The 23,472-nt window shown below is 48.4% G+C and carries 14 protein-coding genes and 1 pseudogene; 6 read left to right on the top strand and 9 right to left on the bottom strand.

The window, feature by feature from the left end; genetic code table 11:
• Positions 1 to 29: 29 nt before the first annotated feature.
• The 4 genes from QL234_RS21225 to QL234_RS21210 form a co-directional block, all read right to left on the bottom strand.
• Entirely contained in the window at positions 30 to 2,222 is a 2,193-nt protein-coding gene (locus QL234_RS21225) for a tetratricopeptide repeat protein (RefSeq protein ID WP_281559770.1), read from the bottom strand.
• 162 nt (positions 2,223 to 2,384) lie between these two features.
• Complete coding sequence (locus QL234_RS21220; RefSeq protein WP_281559769.1) at positions 2,385 to 2,570, bottom strand: hypothetical protein; 186 nt, start codon at positions 2,568 to 2,570, stop codon at positions 2,385 to 2,387.
• 226 nt (positions 2,571 to 2,796) lie between these two features.
• A complete protein-coding gene (locus tag QL234_RS21215) occupies positions 2,797 to 3,444 on the bottom strand; it encodes a response regulator transcription factor (protein WP_281559768.1) in 648 nt (215 codons plus the stop codon).
• A gap of 98 nt (positions 3,445 to 3,542) precedes the next feature.
• Positions 3,543 to 5,429: a propionyl-CoA synthetase gene (locus tag QL234_RS21210; RefSeq protein ID WP_281559767.1), complete on the bottom strand. Its 1,887-nt coding sequence runs from the start codon at positions 5,427 to 5,429 to the stop codon at positions 3,543 to 3,545.
• Between the two features lie 390 nt (positions 5,430 to 5,819).
• Between QL234_RS21210 and QL234_RS21205 the strand changes: the two genes are divergently transcribed.
• The 3 genes from QL234_RS21205 to QL234_RS21195 all read left to right on the top strand — a co-directional run bounded on the left by QL234_RS21205 (position 5,820) and on the right by QL234_RS21195 (position 12,963).
• Positions 5,820 to 7,040 carry a hypothetical protein gene (locus QL234_RS21205; RefSeq protein WP_281559766.1) on the top strand — a complete coding sequence of 407 codons (1,221 nt, stop codon included), beginning with the start codon at positions 5,820 to 5,822 and terminating at the stop codon, positions 7,038 to 7,040.
• A 32-nt stretch (positions 7,041 to 7,072) separates the two neighbouring features.
• Positions 7,073 to 9,013 (top strand): hypothetical protein, encoded by a 1,941-nt coding sequence (locus QL234_RS21200; protein WP_281559765.1) that lies wholly within the window; start codon positions 7,073 to 7,075, stop codon positions 9,011 to 9,013.
• A gap of 230 nt (positions 9,014 to 9,243) precedes the next feature.
• On the top strand, positions 9,244 to 12,963 hold the full coding sequence (locus tag QL234_RS21195; protein WP_281559764.1) for a diguanylate cyclase: 3,720 nt from the start codon (positions 9,244 to 9,246) through the stop codon (positions 12,961 to 12,963).
• 150 nt (positions 12,964 to 13,113) lie between these two features.
• On the opposite strand, the gene QL234_RS21190 is transcribed toward QL234_RS21195, so the two are convergent.
• Complete coding sequence (locus tag QL234_RS21190; protein WP_281559763.1) at positions 13,114 to 13,971, bottom strand: HEPN domain-containing protein; 858 nt, start codon at positions 13,969 to 13,971, stop codon at positions 13,114 to 13,116.
• 217 nt (positions 13,972 to 14,188) lie between these two features.
• A pseudogene (locus tag QL234_RS21185) lies at positions 14,189 to 14,284 on the bottom strand (transposase); the annotation flags it as partial.
• 541 nt (positions 14,285 to 14,825) lie between these two features.
• Here QL234_RS21185 and QL234_RS21180 point away from each other — a divergent pair.
• Both QL234_RS21180 and QL234_RS21175 read left to right on the top strand, forming a co-directional pair.
• On the top strand, positions 14,826 to 15,803 hold the full coding sequence (locus QL234_RS21180) for a DUF1852 domain-containing protein (protein ID WP_281559762.1): 978 nt from the start codon (positions 14,826 to 14,828) through the stop codon (positions 15,801 to 15,803).
• Positions 15,804 to 15,830: 27 nt separating this feature from the next.
• A complete protein-coding gene (locus tag QL234_RS21175; protein WP_281559761.1) occupies positions 15,831 to 16,859 on the top strand; it encodes a methionine synthase in 1,029 nt (342 codons plus the stop codon).
• Positions 16,860 to 17,065: 206 nt separating this feature from the next.
• Here the strand turns inward: QL234_RS21175 and QL234_RS21170 are convergent, their stop codons facing one another.
• Positions 17,066 to 17,896, bottom strand: a complete 831-nt coding sequence (locus QL234_RS21170) for a sulfite exporter TauE/SafE family protein (protein ID WP_281559760.1) — start codon at positions 17,894 to 17,896, stop codon at positions 17,066 to 17,068.
• A gap of 344 nt (positions 17,897 to 18,240) precedes the next feature.
• Between QL234_RS21170 and QL234_RS21165 the strand changes: the two genes are divergently transcribed.
• Complete coding sequence (locus QL234_RS21165; RefSeq protein ID WP_281559759.1) at positions 18,241 to 19,125, top strand: LysR family transcriptional regulator; 885 nt, start codon at positions 18,241 to 18,243, stop codon at positions 19,123 to 19,125.
• A gap of 257 nt (positions 19,126 to 19,382) precedes the next feature.
• Here the strand turns inward: QL234_RS21165 and ssb are convergent, their stop codons facing one another.
• Positions 19,383 to 20,078, bottom strand: coding sequence for a single-stranded DNA-binding protein (gene ssb / locus QL234_RS21160; protein WP_281559758.1), 696 nt, complete (start codon positions 20,076 to 20,078; stop codon positions 19,383 to 19,385).
• A gap of 262 nt (positions 20,079 to 20,340) precedes the next feature.
• Positions 20,341 to 23,472, bottom strand: a complete 3,132-nt coding sequence (locus QL234_RS21155; RefSeq protein WP_281559757.1) for an efflux RND transporter permease subunit — start codon at positions 23,470 to 23,472, stop codon at positions 20,341 to 20,343.

Raw genomic sequence — 23,472 nt, 5'->3', positions numbered from 1 at the left:
GTAGCTTTTGCGCTTCTTGCCTTTAAGCCTCAGGCAGCCGCTAAGGGCAAACGGATTTCCACCTTCAAGCCCCCCAGCTCACTGTGCCCGGCGCGTATTTTACCGTGATGTGCGGTGATCAGGCTTTTACAAATAGAAAGCCCCAATCCGGAACCGCCGGTTTGACGGTTGCGGGAGTCTTCAACCCGGTACAGGCGTTCAAATATTTTCTGCAAGTCAGCATCTGCTACCCCGGGCGCCGAATCTTCAATACAGATATCAATATGCTGGGCGGCCTGCTCCACACTTAACGCAATTTTACCGGGTGAGTCGGTATAGAAAGTACTGTTGGACAATAAATTGGTGAGCACTTGCTTGATCCTGTCCTGATCCCATTGTACAGAGACATCATCAACCAGCTTGATTTTCGATTGCCAGTCAAAACCTTTGGCCTCTACAAAAGCTTCAAATTCTTCATTCCACTGCGTCAGGGTTTCATCCAGCTCAATTACTTCAGGATGCAGGTGTAAACTGGCGCTGTCCGCTTGTGCCAGTTGATAGATGTCGCTGATCAGGCGGTTGACATCCATAACTTTGCGGTTCATGGCATCGTAAGAGGCATCAACATCCTGCACCAGGTTAAATTGCAGGGCTTCTACCTGCAGCTTCAAGGCGGTCAGCGGCGTACGCAACTCGTGGGAAACATCGGCAAGCAAACGGTTTTTGCTGTCCACCACTTCCTGCAACAGGGTCGCGCGTTCGGCCGCCATTTTACGTTTTTTATATTGGCGATAGCTGATACTGGCCACCAGCAGGGTTAAAAAGCTTAAACCAAAAATCCAGGCGTTACGTTCCAGCTTTTTTTGTTGCAGCTCGGCTGCCTGCAGCGCTTTTTCATGATTGAGATTTTCTATCTCTTGTTGCCTGCGCATAAATTCAGCCTTACTCTGTAATGCCGCCACTGTTTGCGCCAGATTTCTGGTGCCGACTTCATCGTCCAGCTTTTTATATTGCCGCTGCGCTTCAAACGCCTTTTGGTAATCCTCCTGGCCATAGTAAGTGTCTGCCAACAACTGCTGCAGGATAATTTCGTCTTCTTTTTCCTTAATTTCAGCGGCACTGGCCAGTGCCTGCTCCCCCAGAACCTGGGCGGTGGCAAAATCCTTTTCCAACTGCGCCACTTTAATGCGACTGATTTGTGCCGAAATCAGGGTACTTGCCAGATTATGCTCGGCTGCAATAGCCATAGCCTTATCGATATGGATTTTTGCCTGCTCAAGATCGCCGGACTCAAGGGCAATAAGGCCCAGTAAATCATAAGCACCTGAGATCCCCGATTGGGAGCCCAGCTCCACATAGCGCTCCAATACCTCCTGGCTAAAGGCTTTTGCCAGGGGCAAATCTTTCGTTTTCAGCGCCATGGTTGCTACCCGGTTGGCACTGTTGGCAATATCGAGTTTACGCCCGAATTTTTTGTCTAATTCGTATGACATTTTGCCGTGCTTAAGGGCGAGCGGGAAGTTTTTCATTTTCCGGTAAATGCCGCCAATCTCGTACAAAGAATCGCTGATACCGGACTTATCCTGTAAAGCCGTGCGCAGCTCCAGGGCTTCGGTATGAGTGGCAAGCGCCGTGGTGTAATCACCGATGATCCCCTGAATAATACCCAGGGTTTGTAAGGTCGTCGCCAAAATCTTGTCATCATTCTGCTCACGCAAAATCACGACAGATTTTTGCACCATCTCCAGGGCTTCGAGGTATTTATCCTGAAAACGCAAAGTAGAGCTGATGCGGTCATAAGCCTGCGCAATCAGTACAGGATCATCGGCTTTTAATGCTAATTCCAGCGCGAACTTATGGTGCGATTCAGCCAGCTGATAATTGCTGCGGTTCTCTTCAACATAGCCGAGCAGCAATTGTGACATTGCCGGGTAGTAATCATCGTTTTGTTTAAGGGACTGATCAAACAGCTTTTGCGCCATCACCTTGGCCTGCTCAAACTCTGCCTGGCCAATCAGCACAAACACCAAAGAGTTTAACGCCGGAAACAAAATGTCCGGCCGGGTGAGCATTTCGGGGTCATCGGCAACAGCAGTAAAGAGCTCAATCGCCTGCTGCGGCTGTTCATTTCTGATCTTTTCTGCCTGCTCGACTTTTGCATTTGCCTGCTCAGCCGTCATCGCAAACGCGCAGTTGTGAAGACTGAGTAATAGCACGGCTATTACCCGACAACTTAATTTCATCTTAATATATCCCTATTTTACCTGGCGGAAGGTTCGTAGTTCCCCAGGCACCTGGTCCAACCAGATGATTTTAACACGCTCCCTTCAAGATCTAAATAACAAACATAATAAATGACGTAAAAGAAAACCGGATGCCGTCATCTGTACAAGAGACTTCCCCTTTTATTGACGGCTTTTTCTTTGCTCTTTAGCAGATGCAAATAATGAAAGTCCGGCTAACAAAAACACAGGATGTAAAATCAAGCCGTGAAAGATGGATATATCCGCGATACTTCCGTGTAATAAAGTAGCCGATACTATGATTAGCGCGACAATGACTAAAATGGCGGTATTAACTTGCTGCTTCATGGTGCTTCACCTTAATAAACTGGGCAAAAAATTTTTGGTAATTTAGTTATGAGCACTGCTGCTCAGTGGCTATATGCACAGCATAATTAACCGCCGGATAAGAAACTTGAAGAAACTGGCTAACCTTTACCAAAAACGCATATGAAGCTGTGTCATTATCAACGAGGGCACAACCCCAGCATTGGCATTAGCCGTTACAGGAAACCAAGGGCTTGGCTGTTTGCTGTTATGACAGGTTTTGCTCTGCCAGGTCCAGCTGACCGATGGCAATCACCGCCTGGGTGCGGTTTCTGACATTGAGCTTTTTAAAAATGGCGGTGGCGTGGGCTTTAATGGTGGCTTCGGTAACATCGAGATCATAGGCAATCTGTTTATTTTGCAGGCCCTGGGCAAACATCATTAAAATCTTATGTTGCTGCTGGGTCAGGCTTGCCACCCGTACCGCGATATCACAGTGCTCCGCAGCCGGGCTTTTAAAACCTTGCGGCGTCCACAACTCCCCGGAAAGCACGGTTTGAATTGCCAGGAAAATATCTTCCACCGGGGTGGATTTAGGCACAAAACCAGACGCGCCAAATTCCATCGCCCTGGCTATGGTCTCGTTGTCTTCATAAGCGGAAACCACTACCACGGGAATTTGCGGATAATGATTGCGGGCATAAATCAGGGTATTAAAACCGTGGGCGCCGGGAATATTTAAATCCAGCAATAAAAGATCGGCATCTTGCTGTGCCTGCAGCACTTCGTTTAACTGCTCCACGGTTTCTGCCTGATACCAGGCGGACGAAGGCATCCTTGTTTTTAAGGTTTCCAGCAATGCCTGCCTGAATAACGGGTGATCATCGGCGACAATAATTTTATCCGGCTGGATCATAACCTGCCTCCCTGTGTGGTATTTTTATAACAGTTAACATACCCCTTTCCTGTGTTTTATGCCAGCAGCATCCCTGCCTGAGCGGGCATGTTTTCATATTAAAATGACGCCACCAATTTCAGCACATTGGAAATTTCAGTAATAATTTCAACATCATCTATGGTGGAAGGGGTTTGATAATCTTCGCCGTCGGCCATTTGCCGTATCAAACGGCGCAATATTTTGCCGGAGCGGGTTTTCGGCAGTCGCTCCACCCGGTGAATTTTCTTCAAACAGGCGAGCGCGCCGATTTGCTGGCGTATCTCAAGACGAATTTGTTCGAAGATTTGCGCTTCGGGCGTTGTTACGCCATTTTTCAGTACAATCAACGCCATCGGCACCTGGCCTTTCAAGTCATCACTGACCCCTACCACGGCGCATTCGGCAACATCCGGATGGGCAGAAACAATTTCTTCCATTTCCCCGGTAGAAAGCCTGTGACCGGCAACATTAATGACATCGTCGGTGCGCCCCATGATATAAAGATATCCGTCGTCATCCAGATAGCCGCCGTCGCCGGATAAATAATAGCCGTCATAAGTTGCCAGATAACCCGCTTTGAAACGTTCGGGATTTTTCCAGATCCCCTGCAGGCAGCCGGGAGGCAAAGGCAATTTAATCGCAACACTGCCCTGCTCATTGGCGGCCTGCCCTTTACCGGTATTATCCAGGATCTGAACATTAAAGCCGGGAATAGGACAGGTGGCCGAACCGGCTTTGGTAGGCAACAGCTCAAGTCCTACCGGATTACCGGCAATGGCCCAACCGGTTTCTGTTTGCCACCAGTGATCAATCACCGGCAAGCCGCTATGTTGCTTCAACCAATGATAAGTTGCGGGATCCAAACGCTCGCCCGCCAAAAAGATGCGTTGCAGTGATGACAAATCGTATTGCTGCAACAAAGCGGCACCGGGATCTTCTTTGCAGATGGCGCGAAAAGCGGTCGGGGCACTGAAAATAGCATTAACCTGATATTGCTCGCACACCCGCCAGAAAGCACCGGCATCCGGGGTTCTTACCGGCTTGCCTTCATATAAGATACTGGTGCAGCCCGCCATCAACGGCCCGTAAACGATATAGGAATGCCCCACCACCCAGCCGACATCAGAAGCCGCCCAGAACACATCCCCCGCTTTCATGCCATATACGGTTGCCATACTATATCGCATCGCCACCGCATGGCCGCCGTTGTCCCGGACCACGCCTTTTGGGGTACCCGTAGTGCCCGAGGTGTATAAGATATATAAGGGATCAGTTGCAGCAACCGGCACCGGGGCTACAGGCTCGCTCTGGCTTTCAAGAAATTGCCAGTCATAGTCCCTGCCGGGGATCAACTCGGCTTTCAATTTTTCCCGCTGAAAAATCACGCAGGCATCTACCTTGTGCTCCGCCTGGGTGATGGCATCGTCCAGTAAAGTCTTGTAGGGAATAAGTTTCTCGACCTCTATGCCGCATGAGGCACTGAGGATCACTTTAGGCCGGGCATCATCTATCCTCAACGCCAGCTCATGGGCGGCAAAACCGCCAAACACCACGGAATGTATCGCGCCGAGGCGGGCACAGGCCAGCATGGCAATTGCCGCCTCGGGAATCATCGGCATATAGATAATCACCCGTTCCCCCCGGCAAACCCCTAAGGATTGCAGCGCCCCGGCAAAACGGGCCACCTTGTCGGTAAGTTCGCGATAAGTATATTGCCGACTGACACCGGTGACCGGCGAATCGTATATCAGGGCGGTTTGCTCGCCACGGCCATTTTCCACATGATAGTCAAGCGCCAGATAACAAGAATTTAACTCGCCGTCGGCATACCAAAGATAATGTCCGTCTTCATCCCGGGATAAGGTATTTTCCGGCTGTTTATACCACTGAACCATGGATGATTTTTGTTGCCAAAATGCCGCAGGGTCATCGATAGAAGCCTGATATTCGTTGTGGTAAGCCATCACCATATTCCTCTTATTATGCGTATAACACCAGTGTAGCGTCATAGTGATAAATGGCTATTAGACTTTAGGCTAACTCACCGCTTTATTGCCTGGAAAAAGCTTGTTTTGTTAAATAAACCGGGTCTTTTCACCTTATTGCCCGGTTATAGGCAATAACACCGAAAACTCATCGTTTGTGCCTGCTGCTTTCATGACTTTAACCTATTCGGCGATTTCCCCTAAAGCCGTAACCTCCCCCGAATACTCCCTTGTTTTCCTTGGGTTTTAGCAAGGTAATTTCCCTAACCTAGCACTCTTGAACATCGAAAAGAGAAAGACGCAGCGAAGGGATTCAACTTTGCGCCACATGCTCCAGGGATCACTACACCAACCGAGGATTAACCACTTATGACTACCTATACCGTTTGCTTTGCCGGCACCGGCTGCTCGCGAGACGAGGGAGAAGAAACAAGACACTGGTCGCGCAGAGACTGGCAGCTTTGGATGAATGAAACCCGGCTAAAAAGCCACAAAGACATTTACCATAGCGATACCGGTTATATCCCGGTGCGCCTTCACAAAGAAATTTCCGGGGTACTGGCGGAAACCGAGCCCAGTGTCACGGTACGCGGGGTCGGGGAAAACGACTGGCACTCGCAGATGGACAAAAGCTGTGAATTGCTGACCGAACCGCTTGCCGCCCCAAAAGACCTGCTCAGCTACATTAAAAGTTATTCCAAGGGCAACCAGAGATCGGTACCGTCACAACTGACCGGCTGGGCCTCTGCCGCCCTGGCCCTGCATGGCGCCAACCTGGCAGAAAAAAGCGGCGCCACCCAGATCAACTTTATCGGCCACAGCCGAGGCGCCGTGCAGGCAATTATGGCCGCCTGGTTCCTGTACGCCTACAGTAAAAAGAAAGTGCCGGTAAACATTTTTGCCATAGATCCCGTGCCCGGCACCGGCGAGTGGTACAGCATACAAACCCAGCTCGCTCCCAATGTCGCCAACTATACCGGCATCTATGCCTGGGATCATCTGGACGTTGGCTTTTCCGCCTTAGTGCCGCGCCCGAACGCCCAAATGACAAGCCAAGATGAAATTACCAAACTGGGCAAAAGCTGGAAAAGCCTGGCCAAGCACTACCAGCTTGCCGATCCCCTTGCCCGGGGTGAACTGGACCAGCCCACGGGATACGAACTCTACGCCTGTCGCGGCAGACACGGCACGGTCGCGGGCAATACCACCTCCGACGGTCTTTACGACCCGACCAAAGCCAGCGCACTGGCTGCCCCGGTACCTGAGCTGATTTACAAAATGGCCAGGGGTTACCTGGCCAAGTGGGGCACCACCTTCGAAGCTCCCTGTGCCGTCGATGAAAGCGTGCTCGAATTAAGAAGAAAAATCCATACCGACCACGCCAAATTCGATGCTATGGGCTGCGGTGAAACCCGTACCAGCCGTTTACCGTCGCGCCCCTATGTGCGCCAAGTTTCTTCCATCAGCGGCAGAAAACCCTGGGATACCTATTACCTGGATGACGTCGCCGGGGATCCGCCATACAAACTGGCTTTCCCGGTCACGGTCGAGCGTAAAAATGCCGGCTGGGTTAATTGGAAATTTTTATAAATCAGGAATAGCGTAAACGAGGAAAAACCAAAATGAGTAAAATAGATATTGTACAAGAAGCCGTCAATGGCTACTTCAGTCATTGCAGCGGCCCCAGCTATGTCAGAATGTTAGATACGCCGCACGTGTGGGGCATGCCTTTTAACAATGAAATCATGCCGCAAGCCCGGGCACGCCAGGCGGAATTTGAACGGGCCATCGTCGAGATAATACAAAAAACCTATTACCGCTGCGACGTCTCCTCCCTGAACAGCCCTGATCCCGACTGGACCCGGGCGATCCTCGGCGCCATAGATACCTGCCTGAGCGCCAAAATGGGCAGGACCAAACCGACCCAATTCCGCTTTTTATTCGGCCAGACACCGCTTTACCCCATGACTCCGCCGCCAAATTATACCGACTTCCAGGGAGCACTGGTCCGCTTGTTCAGGGCGCGGGCAGAACATTGGGAGGTCTTGCCCGAATTCTGGATCGGCAGGTTCTACCGCCTGGAAAAAGGCATTTCCTCCGGCATACTGGCCAAACTGCAGTCGCTGTTTGTTAAACCGCCGGAAGACACCACCAAGATGACCTGGAATCATTCGAAAATCATCGCCTCAGATGGCAGCGAAGCCCTGGTGGGCGGCCATAACCTCAATATGGACCTGTTCAGGAGTTATCCGCCGGTGCATGATGCTTCTGTGGTGGTACACGGCGACGCCGCCCACGGCTCGCAGCTATACCTTAACAAGATGTGGGAATGTAAAACCGATCTGCTTACCAAAGAATACATGGATATCGGCGAGCTGGTGTGGAAAAACGGCGATGATGACCACGCCGATACCCGTAAACCTTTAGATCCTTTAGCGGTGGAACCCGGATCCGCCTACATAAAAGAACGCCAGCAAACATTGGTAAAACTGCATGCCACCGGCCTAAAAAAAGAAGTAGAGCAGGAGGAAGAACCCTCGGTGGTTTCCGTGCTTAAAGTCAGCAAGGAACTTGAGGTGAGCAAGGAGCTGGAGGTACGGGAAGAGCGCGACGAGGCAGAAGAAATCCGCGCCCAGGATCTGCAAACGCTGGAAGATCTGAAACTGGAAGTGTTCCAGGAACGCATCGTATACGAGGACTACGATAAGTTTGACGACTATAAACTGGCAACCCGCATGCTCTCGGTCGGCAAATACTGGACCGGTCCGGACAAAAAAACCCAATACCAGCAGGCATCCGAGATCATGAAAAAGCAGCTGATCATGGGGGCGAAACGTATCATCCGCATGTCGCAAATGGACCTGGTCAGCGCCTGGAAAAAGAATTGGTCGGATCATGTCGTTTGCCACTGGCTGATGGACGCCCTGCTCGCCAACCCGGCGCTCAAGGTTCAGGTCGTGGTTTCACCGCTTGATGCCGGCGCCGGCGCCGAGGGGGATCAATACTCATTCGGCTCAGGTGCCTGCCGCACCTTCGAGTTGATCAAATACTATATGACCCATGATGCCGACACCGACAAAGCACTGGATGATTCCGACAGCAAACGTGCCAACGCCTTAAAAAGACTGCATATCGCCCCACTCTACTTTACCGACAAGGTACCTAAAGAAAAAACCGGCGAAGGCACCAGCTATAAATGGCCGGACCTGAGTGAAGAAGGAAAAACCGCCACCTTAAAACAGCCGCCGTTAAGCGAAAAAGCCCCGAAAAAAGGCGTCATCGGCAGTGCCGCCTGGGCGGTGGTGAACGCCAGCGGTTCGGTTTACCCTAAAGTAGATTCAGCGCCGGGCAACCACGCAAAAATCATGGTGATCGACGACGAAGCCTATATCGTCGGCTCGGATAACCTTTACCCGGGTTTCCTGTCCGAATTCAATTACCTGGTGGAAGGTGAAGAAGCGGTAGGCGAACTGCTTAAAGCTTACTGGGGTCCACTGTGGAAATACTCGGGCCCTCATTGCGCCAACCCGGTGTGCAAACTCAGTGAAGAACCGGATCATTAGCGGGTACTAACGACTTTTAGCGCAACATAGTCAATAAAACCTCTTTTAACTTTACCGTTACAAGAGGTTTTATTGATTTATGATGAGCTTAACCTTGCAAACTTTTTAGCAGGAGAGGTTTATTATTCATCCGCGCCAATAATTGCCCCGACAGCCCAACCGTCACCATCAAACCGACATTGCAACTATAATGGGGTAAAGACTAAGAATACGCGGAGCCTGTAGTCAGTATGATGGTTAATCGGCGCTTGATATATCTGCTCGTCTGCTCGCTGCTTCAGCCCCTGATACTATACGACACCACAGGAAAAACTCTCTCCGCTAACCCGTTAAAATCGCTTGTTCAGCCCCCCTCAGCCGCCAAGGTCGAACAGCTTGAAGCCGGCCTGCCGTTTCTGCGCAACTTTAGCGCCCGAGAATACGGGGCTCAACCTCAAAACTGGGCTGTGGTACAGGATCTGCGGGGCGTCATTTATGTCGGCAACGCCGAAGGCATATTGGAATTCGACGGCCAAAACTGGCGATTAATCAAAGTAGCAAACCAGACCGTTGTACGCTCCCTGGCAGTAGATGCCCGGGGCCGGGTATATGTTGGCGCCGTAGGGGAAATAGGTTATCTGGATATCGACAACAAAGGGCAAAGCCGCTATGTCTCCCTGCTGCCGAAAATCCCCGAACACCAGCGAGATTTCAGTGATGTCTGGCATACCTTTATCACCGACAAAGGGATCGTATTTTCCAGCTTTCAGCGCCTGATGCGGCTACAGGGAGACAAACTCCAGTCCTGGACGCCGTCAAACACCTTTCACCTGGCGTTCAAAGTTGGCGAGCGCCTGTTTATACGCGAGCAGGGACGCGGCCTGCTGGAACTGGCAAACAACAAACTCAGCCTGGTGCCCGGCGGCGAACAATTTTCCGATGAAAGAATTTACGCCATGCTGCCCTGGCAGGCAAAAAAACCGGGAGATATGCTGGTTGCCAGCCGCACCCGGGGCCTGTTTATCTTCAACCAAGCCGGGTTTAGCGCCTGGCCGACAGCAATAGATGCAAAGCTCAAACGCGACCTGGTTTTTCCTGTCGTGGATTTAGGCGATGGCAGGCTGGCATTAGGTACCTTGCAAGGAGGCATATATTTCCTGGATACCCAGGGCAATGAAGTCGGCCACCTTTCCGAGAAATCGGGCCTGCCGGACAATGCCATACTGGCACTGTTTTCAGATCGGGAAAGCGGACTCTGGATCGCCACAGATAACGGCCTGGCCCGTGCCGAAGTAAAAAACCCGTTAACCCGTTTCGATGACAGAAACGGACTGGCAGGGGTATGTTTTGCCGTACACCGTCATCAGGGGCATTTATACGTAGGTACGGCACAAGGTTTATACCGGCTGCAAAGTGGTCCCAAGGCCAGCTTTACCCGTATCCCGGGAATTACTTCCCAAACCTGGGGCCTGACCTCAGCAGGAGAAGAACTTCTGGTGGCGAATTACCGGGGAGTTTATGCCGTTGCCGGAAACAAGACGACAAAAATTCAGGCATCCGATGCGGTCATGTCCCTACATAGATCACAGCTGGATCCTAAACGCGTATATATAGGGCACAGGCACGGCCTGACGGTAATACATAAAAATCAACAAGGCTGGCAAAGCGGCAAGCTAGTGCCCGACATCAAGGACGAAATACGCACTATCTATGAAGAAAACAACGGCTTACTCTGGCTCGGGACAAAATCATCGGGGGTGCTCCGGGTAAAGTTTTCCACTCAAAACTCCCAAGGCGAATTAATCCCGGCCCGGATAGAGCGCTTTGGTAAGACCCAGGGGCTGCCGGGTTTAAACAATAATTGGGTCTACCCGGTATCCGGTGAAGCCCGTTTTGCCACCCAGGCGGGTTTACTGATGTTTAACGAGTCCGCCGGGCATTTCGAACCCGACCCCAGGTTTAATAAACTCTTTCCGCAAGCTCGCCCCATGTGGAGCCTGCAGCAGGAGTCCTCACACAGGGTTTGGCTCTATAGCCAGGACCCCCTCACGGGACAAATGGAAGCGGGTTTTGCCACTAAGCACACAGACGGTAAATACCGCTGGCAATCGCAATCGCTGCGCTCGCTGGCAGGCACGGCCACCGAAGGCATGCAGCATATCCACCAGGATGATAACGGCGTACTCTGGCTTGGCCGGGCCGATGGCCTGTACCGCTATACCCCGCAAACTTCAGCAAATCATCAGCAAGCATACTCGGCTTTGCTGCGCCAGGTGAAGAGCCGGGAGCAACAACTGGCATTTAAAGGTACAGAAACAACAACCCTGGCTTATGCCGACAATGCCCTGAGATTCGTCTATGCCGCCCCCAGTTTTGACGGACAAAATGCCATGCTTTTCTCGGTTTTACTCGAAGGCAATGACCAGGACTGGTCCCCCTGGAGCAGTGAAGACTACCAGGATTACACCAACCTGTTTGAGGGAAACTACCGCTTTAGGGTACGCGCCAAAAATCTGTATAACACTGTCAGCAATGAAGCAGCATTTTCCTTCACCATAGCTCCCCCCTGGTATAGAAGCCTTTGGGCTTATGGCAGCTATCTACTCACCTTGCTGTTGTTGGCCTGGGGCTTTTTAAACTGGCGCCTGCATCAGATAAAAATCCAGAAACAAGCATTGGAAACTACCGTGGCAGAGCGCACCAGGCAACTGGCTACCCTGGGAGAAATAGGCCGTGCCATCACCGCGAACCTGGATCTGGATACCGCACTGGAAACCCTCTACCTGCATCTGAATCAAATACTCGATGCCAGTGTTTTTGGTATCGGCCTGTACCATCCCGAGCAGGGTCATATAGAGTTCCGGCTCGCTATTGAAGACGGCAAACGCTTTAAACCCTATAACAGAAATATGAACGACAAAAACCAACTTGCCGTGTGGTGCATTGAACACCGTAAACCCATATTGATCGGCGACTACCCCAAGGAATATTCCCTTTACCTGACCAGGATAGACAACAGAACAAGCCCCCTGGTTGACAACAGCATCAGCAAACACCCGCTTTCCCTGTTATATGCCCCGTTATTGCTCAAAAACAAAGTGATTGGCATTATCAGCATACAAAGTTTTCAAAAGCATTTTTACGATGCAAACGATCTCAACATTCTGCAATCGCTGGCGGCCTATGCCGCCATTGCCATAGACAACGCCTTCGCCCACACCACCCTGGAAGAAATAAGCTATACGGACGCGTTAACCGGCCTGCATAACCGCCGTTTCTTACAGCAGCACCTTGAATCCGAAGTCGCCTTGAGCCTGAGAAAATATCATGACTGGCTCGATGGCAAGTCAGACAAGCCCCCTTCAAAGGCAGACTTACTGTTTTTTCTGATAGATATCGACCACTTTAAACAAGTTAATGACGTTTACGGGCATAGCGCAGGCGACCGGGTATTATTGCAGATTTCCCGGCGTTTACAGCATATCTTACGCGGTTCCGACTTTCTTATTCGTTGGGGCGGCGAAGAATTTCTGATAATAACGCGCAACCTGCCCAGGGAAAAAGCCACTTCATTTGCCGAACGCCTCAAAGGGGCTATAGCGACTCATAGCTTCGAGTTAGAAGATGACAGGCAACTAAGCAAAACCTGCTCTATAGGTTTTTGCAGCTTTCCTTTTCATCCTCGCTTCCCTGGGGCATTAACATGGTCACAAGTAATAGATTTAGCTGACGATAGCCTGTACCTGGCCAAAAGGGGCGGCCGCAATGCCTGGGTAAGCTTTCAGGCAACAGAGACCACTGCATCCGTGCCTGTATTCAAGCGGCTGCACGAGACTCCCCGTCAGGCCTTACAGTCGGATGAACTCTCAATTGCAAGCAGTTTATCCGTCGAGGCCTTAACCCGAGCCTGGGATAACAACCCCGTTAATTCTGACGATGAAACTCGGCAAGAGCCAAAAAATGGCACTTGAAACAACGATAGGCAAAAATAAAGCCGATAAAAAAAACCTCTGATAACAGTCGAGTTATCAGAGGTTTTTTAACGCTATGAAGCTGTTAATGAAAACTTAATTGATGATTGAAGCGAAATTCAATCCCAAATGAAAGCCAGGCTTCAACTACTAAGCATAGCTGGCTATTTTATCCCGGCATAGTTTTTCGGTTAAGGTCTGTAAATATTCTACCCGCTGTGCCAGCCAGGTTAACTCCTGCCTGGTGATGCTAAAGCTGGGTTTATAGCGGGCATCGACATAGGCTTTGCGCAGCAACTTAAACCTGGCTTTTTCTTCTTCCGTGCCTTGCGGAAAGACAGTGAGAAACTGAGGTTCGGCGCTGGCAGCACGCTGGGCTAATTTTGCCAAATCATGTGTGCTGGGTTTGTAGCGGGTGAATACCAGCAAGGTTGCGCCGTATAATCGCTCCGTGGCTTGGTGAAGTTCAAAAGCAGCTTTATTAAAACTGTTATCGTTTAATGCATACTTATAATGCTTTAAATAATCTTTTGCAGTATTAAACCAATATTCAAAATCTTCCTGGGCGAATTTTTTCCTTTCCTCAAGTGTTAATTCAACGGGCTCAGTCAGCTCTAACTTGCCGGAATCGAAAAGCACTACGCCTTCTTTTTTGATATCAACATAAAAATACTGACTCTTTCTCAAGCGCTTATTAACAAAGTGAATATCTTCGGCAATTAAACTGATGGGGGTTCTGTGAATAGTTTTCAGCAAACGCTGGGTAAGCTGATTATTGGACTCGATTTTATTCGCCTGTTGATGCGTTTCAGTGACGATCAATAAATCAAAATCACTCTGGTAGCGATAATGCAGGGTTTCGGGATCTAAATCTTCCACCCAGTCGCCGCGGGCATAACTACCAAACAGGATCAGCATATCAAGATCGGTTTCTTCCCTGATGATCTCAACAGCCCGCTGTAATTCCTGCTGTTTATTTTCCGGTAGATGTGCGAGTGACGTTTTCATCCCTTCATAATAATGCAAATCCATTTGGGTTGATAGTAAAGAGTTTTTTGATTTAAGAGGCACATATTCCTACCAGGAAAAAACAGTGATTTCGGTTCCATATAATCTGTTTGAGCATCAGATCTAAGTCTAAAAGAGGCTACTTAATCGTATCGCCCGGACTCCAACTTATCAAAAAATAGCTCGCCACCTACAGTCTTGCCATCATGAGTCTCTTTAGCCGCTCAGCAACGCTTGCAACAGAATGACCTTTATCGGTTACTTGCTTAACAGCCTGTATTTTAAATTCTTCTGGAAATCTTTTGGCGCTCATTCTTTCTCCTAGGACACAAAGTTTACAACTTATTTGTGTCTAGGAAAATCTGGTCGATTCACACATTTTAGCACTACTAATATGCGATAGCTTTACAAAAACATTGTCATTAAAAAGTCTGGATATTTGACTTTGAACTTATATGAAGTAGCTACAAGAGTTGTGAGATTTAGAGCTTCGGTTTATCGTGATTTTTCCATGGCAAACTTACTTCGCCTAGATTACAGCGAAATATGAAATAGAAAAATCCTGAAATGACAACTCGGAATGCTCCGAAGTATGCCCCCTCAAAAGATACATGAGTAAATATCATCAATCCATGAGATTAAATCAATTTTATTCATAAAATTAACCAGGTATAAAACACACAGTGCTCTTAACTTTGGACAATATTACAGCTGATACTTAGTTGGCCATTGGGTGCAAATCAAAACTCTGTAAAAACTACTGATAGGAAATATCAGAAAAGAAAATTGCTAAACCCGGAAAGAGCAAATCATAAATTCAGGTTTCATCTAACAGAATTGGATACTAGATCACAATGAATAAAGACTTTACATTTACCATTAAAAACATTTGTTTTGATGAAAATTATCATCCATCAGACAACACGCGTGCCACCACAAACTTTGCTAACCTGGCGAGAGGAAACAGTCGCCAGGAGAATTTACGCAACGCCTTAAAGATGATTGATAATAGTTTTAATGCCATGGCGCATTGGGATAACCCCAATGGCGATCGTTATTCTGTTGAACTTGAAATCATTTCCGTTGATATGGGTATTGAAGCCGGTGGCCAGTCCTTTCCTTCGATTGAAATATTGAAAACGAATATTGTTGATCACAAAACCAACAAGCGTATCGAAGGTATAGTAGGGAATAATTTTTCTTCTTATGTGCGAGATTATGATTTTAGCGTACTGCTGCTGGGTCATAATAAAGGGCAAGCGAAATTTAGCATTCCTGATAATTTTGGCGATTTACATGGAAAGCTCTTTAAGTATTTTGTCAATTCAAACGCCTACAAACAACATTTTAATAAGCCGCCGGTGATATGCCTGAGTGTGTCTGATAACAAAACCTATCACCGCACTGAAAATCAGCACCCGGTATTGGGGATTGAATACCTGCCAAATGAATCTTCGCTAACTGAGCAATATTTTAAAAAAATGGGCTTACAGGTTCGCTATTTTATGCCGCCTAATAGCGTTGCGCCTCTGGCCTTTTATTTCTTTGGTGATTTACTTAGTGATTACACCAATCTTGAACTTATCGGCACCATCAGCACGATGGGAACCTTCCAAAAAATCTATCGGCCTGAGATTTACAACGCGAATGCCGCTGCTGGAAAGTGCTATCAACCCAATTTGAAGAATCCAGACCATTCGTTAACGCAAATTGTTTATGATCGCGAAGAACGCAGCAGGTTAGCGATTGAGCAGGGGAAATTTGCTGAGGAGTATTTCATCAAACCATACCAGACTGTTCTTGAACAGTGGTCTGCTAATTACGCCTTATAATTCAACAGAGTACATATAGCATTTATTATGAAAACATTATTACCTACTTCGACTGCCGGCAGTTTACCCAAGCCCGCTTGGCTTGCACAACCTGAAACTCTTTGGTCACCTTGGAAGTTGCAGGATGAAGAATTAACCGAGGGCCAGCACGATGCCTTACGCATTTCATTGCAAGAGCAGCAACAAGCCGGTATTGATATTGTCAGTGATGGCGAACAAACCCGCCAACATTTTGTGACGACCTTTATTGAGCACCTGAGCGGCGTCGATTTTGAGAACCGTAAAACCGTTAAAATTCGTGATCGCTATGATGCCAGTGTACCAACAGTTGTTGGCCCCGTTAGTCGCCAAAAGTCTGTTTTTGTTGATGATGCTAAGTTTTTGCGCCAGCAAACCAGGCAGCCGATAAAATGGGCTCTGCCAGGCCCCATGACCATGGTAGATACCTTGTTTGATGACCACTATAAAAGTCGCGAGAAACTCGCCTGGGAGTTTGCCAAAATTCTCAACCAGGAGGCTAAAGAGTTAGAGGCAGCGGGTGTTGACATTATCCAGTTCGATGAACCTGCATTTAATGTGTTTTTTGATGATGTAAATGACTGGGGAATTGCCTGTTTAGAGCGGGCAATTGAAGGGCTTAAATGTGAAACTGCTGTACATATTTGTTATGGCTATGGCATCAAAGCCAATACAGACTGGAAAAAGACTTTAGGATCTGAGTGGCGTCAATATGAAGAAGCATTTCCAAAGCTGCAAAAGTCTAATATTGATATTATCTCACTAGAATGTCACAACTCTCGTGTGCCACTAGCACTGCTTGAGCTCGTTCGAGGTAAAAAAGTGATGGTAGGGGCCATTGATGTTGCTACCGATACCATAGAGACACCGGAGGAAGTAGCCGATACCCTGAGAAAAGCACTTGAGTTTGTCGATGCAGACAAGCTCTATCCTTGCACCAACTGCGGTATGGCTCCGTTATCTCGTCAAGTCGCCAGAGGCAAGTTAAATGCTTTAAGTGCAGGCGCAGAAATCGTTCGAAAAGAGCTTTCAGCCTGATAGCAACCGGTATATTGAGGTGTAGCGGGGTTGCTTTTTGTTTTCCGGGATTCAACCCCCTTTATCAAACAGGTAACCCCTCAATTAAATGGAAGTATCCAGGCTAATCAGACAAAACGCCAGAATCGCTTGGTATTTGCACCTCTCCCCTTAGTATTCCTACAATACACTTCCCTTAAGATAACTATATCCGGTTTGCACTGAGCCTATAGGAAAAGTTGTGCCAGCATGCGCAGGCCGGTCACAAGCAATACCAGAGCAAAAATCTTTTTCAATTTTGCCGCATTCAGTTTAGCTGCCAATGATGCCCCTACAGGTGCGAATAATACCGTTAGCGGCACAATACAGATGAAACCAAGCAGGTTGACTAAGCCAAATGTGCCGGCTGGTGCATCGGCTGGAGTACTGCCCATGACCAACATAGTTAAAGCACCCGGCAACGAAATAATCAATCCTATCGCCGCAGCTGTGCCGACAGCCTTATGGGCCGGGTAATTATATAGGGTGAGTAAGGGAACAGAAATAGTGCCGCCACCAATCCCGACCATAGAGCTGAAAAAACCAATGGATGTGCCCATCACCGTTTGCCCTGCTTTATCAGGCAGTTGTTGGAACAAAGCGGATTTTCCAGTTCTAAGCAACATGTTTAGCGCAGACAAGGTCGCTATCACACCAAACAAAATAGTAAGCAAGGTACCATCTACACGGGTCACTAACCAACTACCAAGCAATACACCAATAAGAATAAATACAGCCCAGCGTCTGAGCAGGTCAAAATCCACATTACCTTTTTGGTGATGGGAATGAATTGAACTAACGGACGTGGGTACTATAGTAGCCAGTGAGGTGGCTGTCGCAACCAACATGGCAGATTCCGGTGATACACCAAAACTCTGGAACAAGAAAAACAACACAGGCACAATGACGATACCGCCACCGACACCCAACAAGCCAGCTAAAATACCGGCGAATATTCCCGTGGTAACCAATGCCAAAAAGGTAGAGGTGTTATTTGTTATAAATTCAATAATATTCATTAACTGCGACTTCTATTGTTGATAACCGACAAAGACCTTGCCATAGCTTCTTAGGGCAGTTGCCGCCGGTGTCTGGCCTTTATGTCGAGCAACATAAACATGTCCCGCCGGCTCTTTTCTGGCAAAAAATAATGCCGAAGAATGACCTTTCCCTGTTACACCCCGAATAATTTCGTCAGCCAGGCCCGTTCAATATTTATATTCCCTGATTAATGTAAATAGCTTTTTAGCGCTTTAGATAGCTAAAAGAATTGTACTGACACTTGTTTGATGAATAATAATGATATAATTTCATCATTCAATGAATAAAATTAATCATTAAAACTAAAGACCGGGGTTAACTGATGTTAGAAAGGATACATTTAGAAATATTAACCGCAATAAAAGAACATGGAACCTTAACTAAAGCAGCTGACTCCTTGCATTTAACCCAATCGGCATTAAGTCACAGCATTAAAAAATTGGAAGGCCAAGTTGCGACTCCGATATGGAAAAAAGATGGACGAAACCTGCGTCTTACCACTGCGGGAGAGCGTATCCAAACACTTGCAACTAGAATACTGCCCCAGTTTTTACATACGGAATTATTATTGAATCAGATTGCAAAAGGTGAAATGGGATCACTACGCATAGGCATGGAATGCCATCCTTGTTATCAATGGTTGCTCAGAGTAATAGAGCCTTATCTTGAGCAGTGGCCAGACATAGATATAGATGTGAAGCAGGAGTTCCAGTTCGGCGCTTTAGGCGCATTGCTAAGCTATGAAATAGATGTACTCATAACACCAGATCCGCTCTTTAAACCCAAAATAGACTACATACCCGTTTTTGACTATGAACATAGACTTGTTGTTGCCACCTCTCACAAACTGGCAAAGCAGGATTTTGTTTTACCCGAGCAATTAAGCGAAGAAGTGCTATTTAGTTACCCTGTTGAGCCAATGAGGCTCGATATTTTTAGTCAATTTCTCAATCCGGCAAAGTGCTCAGTTAAGAAACATAAAATTATTGAAACAACTGAGATCATGTTACAGATGGTCGCCGCTGGCCGAGGTATTTGTGCTTTGCCCGGCTGGCTAGTAGATGAGTACTCAAAATCAATGCCGCTCAAAAGCATTCGTATTGGAAAACAAGGCATTAGTAAAAAAATCTTTTTAGGTATTCGCAAGGATGAACAGAACATCGACTATTTAGATGATTTCATTGCTCAAGCTAAAAAAACAAAATGACCAGTGTTCCTGCCGTATTTGATTGCTCCTGATTGCCCTTGACATCCATCACATTGACGCGATTCAAAATGAAATTAAACGTCTGTTACAGCAGGCGTAGATGAGCAATAGTCATTATTTGCCCCTTCTGTTTGGGGAATTCCTATCAATAATTGCACATTCTTTAATTTATTCAGGTAAAAACAAAAAACCCAGCAATTACGCTGGGTTTATCTAGTATTCAATATCTAAATTGACACTCTATTCTCTTGTATCATTTAGAACGGAATATCATCATCAAAATCAATTGAAGGCTCTTGCGGGTTTACCTTAGCCGCTTGCTGTTGGTTCTGCTGGCCAAAACCGCCTTGCTGCTGTTGGAAACCGCCCTGTTGAGGTGCCTGCTGACCACCTGAGAAACCGCCCTGTTGAGGTGCTTGCTGCTGTGGCGCCTGCTGAGAGAAACCGCCTTGCTGCTGTGGCGCTGCCTGCTGAGAGAAGCCGCCCTGCTGTTTAGGCGCTTGCTGCTGTTGGAAGCCGCCTTGCTGTTGTGGTGCCTGCTGACCGCCAGAGAAACCGCCTTGCTGCTGCCCCTGGAAACCACCGCCTTGTCCGCCACCACCTTGGCCACGGCTGTCTAACATTTGCATGGTGCCGTTAAAGCCCTGAACCACGATTTCAGTGGTGTACTGGTCTTGACCCTGCTGGTTCTGCCATTTACGGGTTTGCAGCTGTCCTTCAATATAAACTTTTGAGCCTTTTTTAAGGTACTCACCGGCAATTTCGGCTAACTTGCCGAACATTACCACACGGTGCCATTCGGTTTTTTCTTTTTGCTCACCGGTTTGCTTATCTTTCCAGGTTTCTGAAGTTGCGATGGTCAGGTTAGCTACCCCACCGCCATTAGGCATAAAACGTACTTCAGGATCTTTACCTAAATTACCTAAAATGATTACTTTGTTAACACCGGCCATGAAAAAATCCCATAAATATGCAGTAAGATTAACTTACTGACTTAGCTAATGACTTAGATTCAGCCCGTCGATAGCTGTATCTCATTCGACGAGTTAGAAATTTCGAAAATTGGAGAATATTCTATCACTGTGCTCGGAAGATCCATAGAAAAGGATCTCAATTTTCACAGACTTTTTTTCAAGATCTTTAATTATAAAAGGATTATCAAAATAAAATATCTCCCCTCATCAAGGCATATGCCCTGATGAAGGGAACGCGGGCTCAGGCCACCTGCTGTTGTTCAATAGCCGTACCTGTTGCTTTATTTTCCTCTAACGCCGGACTAGCCTCAACTTTAAAGAAAAAAGCATACAACACAGGCACCACACCTAAGGTCAGCACCGTCCCTATGCCCAAGCCAAACGCCAGTACACTGGCCATGCCGTAGAAGACCGAAGCGGGATCCATGATCAGCGGCAACAGCCCCATAATGGTTGTGATAGTGGTCATGGCTATCGGTCTTAACCGGGTTTTACAAGCGTTGATGACCGCCTGGTAATCGCTGATACCGCTGCGGCGCTCGATATCGATGCGGTCGATCAATACGATGCCGTTATTGATAATGATCCCCGCCAAACTGTATATGCCAAGCGTGACCATAAAACCAAAAGGCGCATCCATCACAAGCAAGCCGCTCACCGTGCCTATCATAGACAAGGGGATGGTCAGTACGATAATCGCCGCACGGCGGTATGAGTTAAACTGCATCACCAACAAGATGATCACCAGGCCCACCACCATAGGTACGCTGGTGCCCATGGCCTGTTGCGCTTCTGCCGACTCAATGATCACCCCGTCATATTCTATGCTGTGGTTTAACGGTAAATCCGCCTTTAACAGCTGGATCTTATCGTCTATCGCCAGCTGCATATCCTGGGCGCTGATAGCAGTATTGGTTGCCAACACGCTGATGGTGCGGAACATATTCTCACGTTTTATCCTCGAATATTGGTTCTCAGGCACAAAATCCGCCACCTGGAACAAAGGCACCCCCTGCCCCAAACTGCTGGAAAATACCGTGACCGTACGCAAGCGATCCAGGTTAAAGCGCTCTTCGTCTTTGGCCTGCAACACCACCGGGATAATATTATCCTGCTCGCGATATTCGGTCACGGTCACGCCGTCAAAATAGCCCTGCAGGGCAGTGGCGATATCGTCCGAGGTAACCCCGGCGCGGCGTGCCCTTTGCTGATCTATCTGCACCTTCACTTTGACAATGCGGTTTTGCCAGTCGGTGCGGACATTTTTGGTATTAGGTAACTGGTGCAGCACCGCCATAATTTCTTCTGCTTTGGCATATAACACATCTTTATCCGGCCCTTTCACCTGAATTTTAATCACACTCGAGTCTGACGGCCCGACAAACATACGTTTGACCCGGGCAGAAACATTGGGGAACGTCTCTATCATCTGACGGTGCAATTTATCCACAAACGGATCCAGCTGCTTCAGGGTCACGGCTTCAGCCATATTAAGGATCACAAAACCTTTATTGTCCGCCGGATCTTCCGGACTCAGGGAAGCGACAAAACGCGGGCCGTCAAAGCCGGAATAACCGGCATAACTTTGGATTTCCGGAAAGCGCTGTTTATCGTCCAGCCAGGCAAAGATCTCCTGCATCTGACGGTTGGTCTGTCGAGCCGAGGTACCGTTGGGCAAGTCGACATACATCAAAACCTGGCTGCGGTCCGAGTTGGGGAAAAACTGCTGGGCGACAAATTTAAAGCCTCCCATGGCCAGCAGGAAAATAGCGACCACTATGCCCATAAACAAGGCTTTGTGGCTTAAGATCCAGTGCAGGAAGTTTTCATAATAACCGTAATATTTAACGGCTGCGCCCTGTTTTTCCGGCTCAGCAACACTGCCTTGCTCTTTACTTTTCACCCGGATAAACAGGTAACAGAAGATCGGGGTCACGCAGATGGCCAGCACCCAGCTGGTCAGCAAGGTAATTAAAATCACCAAAGAAACCGAGCGGGTAAACTCTCCGGCAACATGCTCCGCCAGCATCAGCGGCAGGAAAAACAAGATAGTGGTCACCGAAGAGCTCAGCAGCGGCATGGCCAGCTCCTTGCCTCCCTGGCACATGGCCTGATACCTGTCTATGCCCTGCTCCAGGCGGCGCTTAAAGTCTTCGGCAATCACTATGCCGTTGTCCACCAGCAGGCCCAGAGCAATGATCAGGGTAGACAGGCTCAGCTGCTCAAGCTTCATGCCGGTCATTTTCATAATCGCCAAAGTGCCCAGCATCACAAAAGGTACGATGGAACCGACGATCAAGCCGGTACGCATGCCTAAAAACAGGATCACCACCAACAGCACTATGATCAGGGTTTGCAGAACATTGCCGGACACGCCGTCGATTTTATCTTTTACCTGCACCGACTGATCCGTCGCCAAATCTATCTGATAGCCAAACGGCAGCGTCGCCTGAATCTCCGCCACCTGCTGCTTCACCAGGGTATTGAAATCCGGTACGTTATAATTCTCCAGCATGGCGACAGCGAACATGATCGCCGGCTGACCGTTAAAGTAGGCGGGTTCATCCGGCGGATCGATATAACCGCGGCGCACCGTCATGATATCTTTTAACGCTATGGTGTCCTGAGTGCCGGGAATGGAAATCCGGGTCTCACTGATTTCTTCCAGGCTATTAAAATTACCGCTGGGTTCGACAATAAAAGAGGTATCACCGGTATCGATCTGGCCGCCCGAGCTGATAATATTCTGGTTCTGCAGCGCATTGGCTATACTTTGCGGGGAAATTCCCAGCTGGGCCAGCTTGGCGCCAGAGGATTCCAGAAAAATGCGTTCGTCCTGTACCCCGAGCACTTCCACCTTTTTCGTACCCGGCACGCTATAGAGGATATCCCGGATATGCTTGGCCATATCCCGCATTTCCCCCAGGTTGAAACCGTCGGCAGTCAGCGCCAGGGTGATCACGGACACATCGCCGAAGGAGTCGTTTACCTGGGAGGTCATAGTGCCGTCCGGCAGGTTCGCCGCCGCCTCGCTTACCCGGTTGCGAACATCCTGCCAGATATCTTCAAGGTTAAAATAGCGGTCGTAAATTTGCACATGGATAATCGAAGCGCCGGTTTCCGAGGTAGAAGTAATTTTTTTCACTTCCGGCACCTTACGGATTTCTTTCTCCAGGGTTTTGGTGATCAGCTGTTCCACCCGCTCCGGCGACATGCCGGGGTAAGCGGTGGAGACGATCGCCTCCCTGACCACAGTGGTGGGATCCTCCTGCGCCGGCAGGGTGAAATAGGCAAAGACGCCGTTGACCAGCATCAGCGCCAGCAGCATAAAAATAGATTTGCGATATTCAAAGGAAATTTTCGTGATATTCAT

This window comes from Thalassomonas sp. RHCl1 (assembly GCF_947387555.1).
In the GTDB taxonomy this organism is placed as follows: domain Bacteria; phylum Pseudomonadota; class Gammaproteobacteria; order Enterobacterales; family Alteromonadaceae; genus Thalassomonas.
This window is presented reverse-complemented; position numbering and strand designations above follow the sequence as displayed.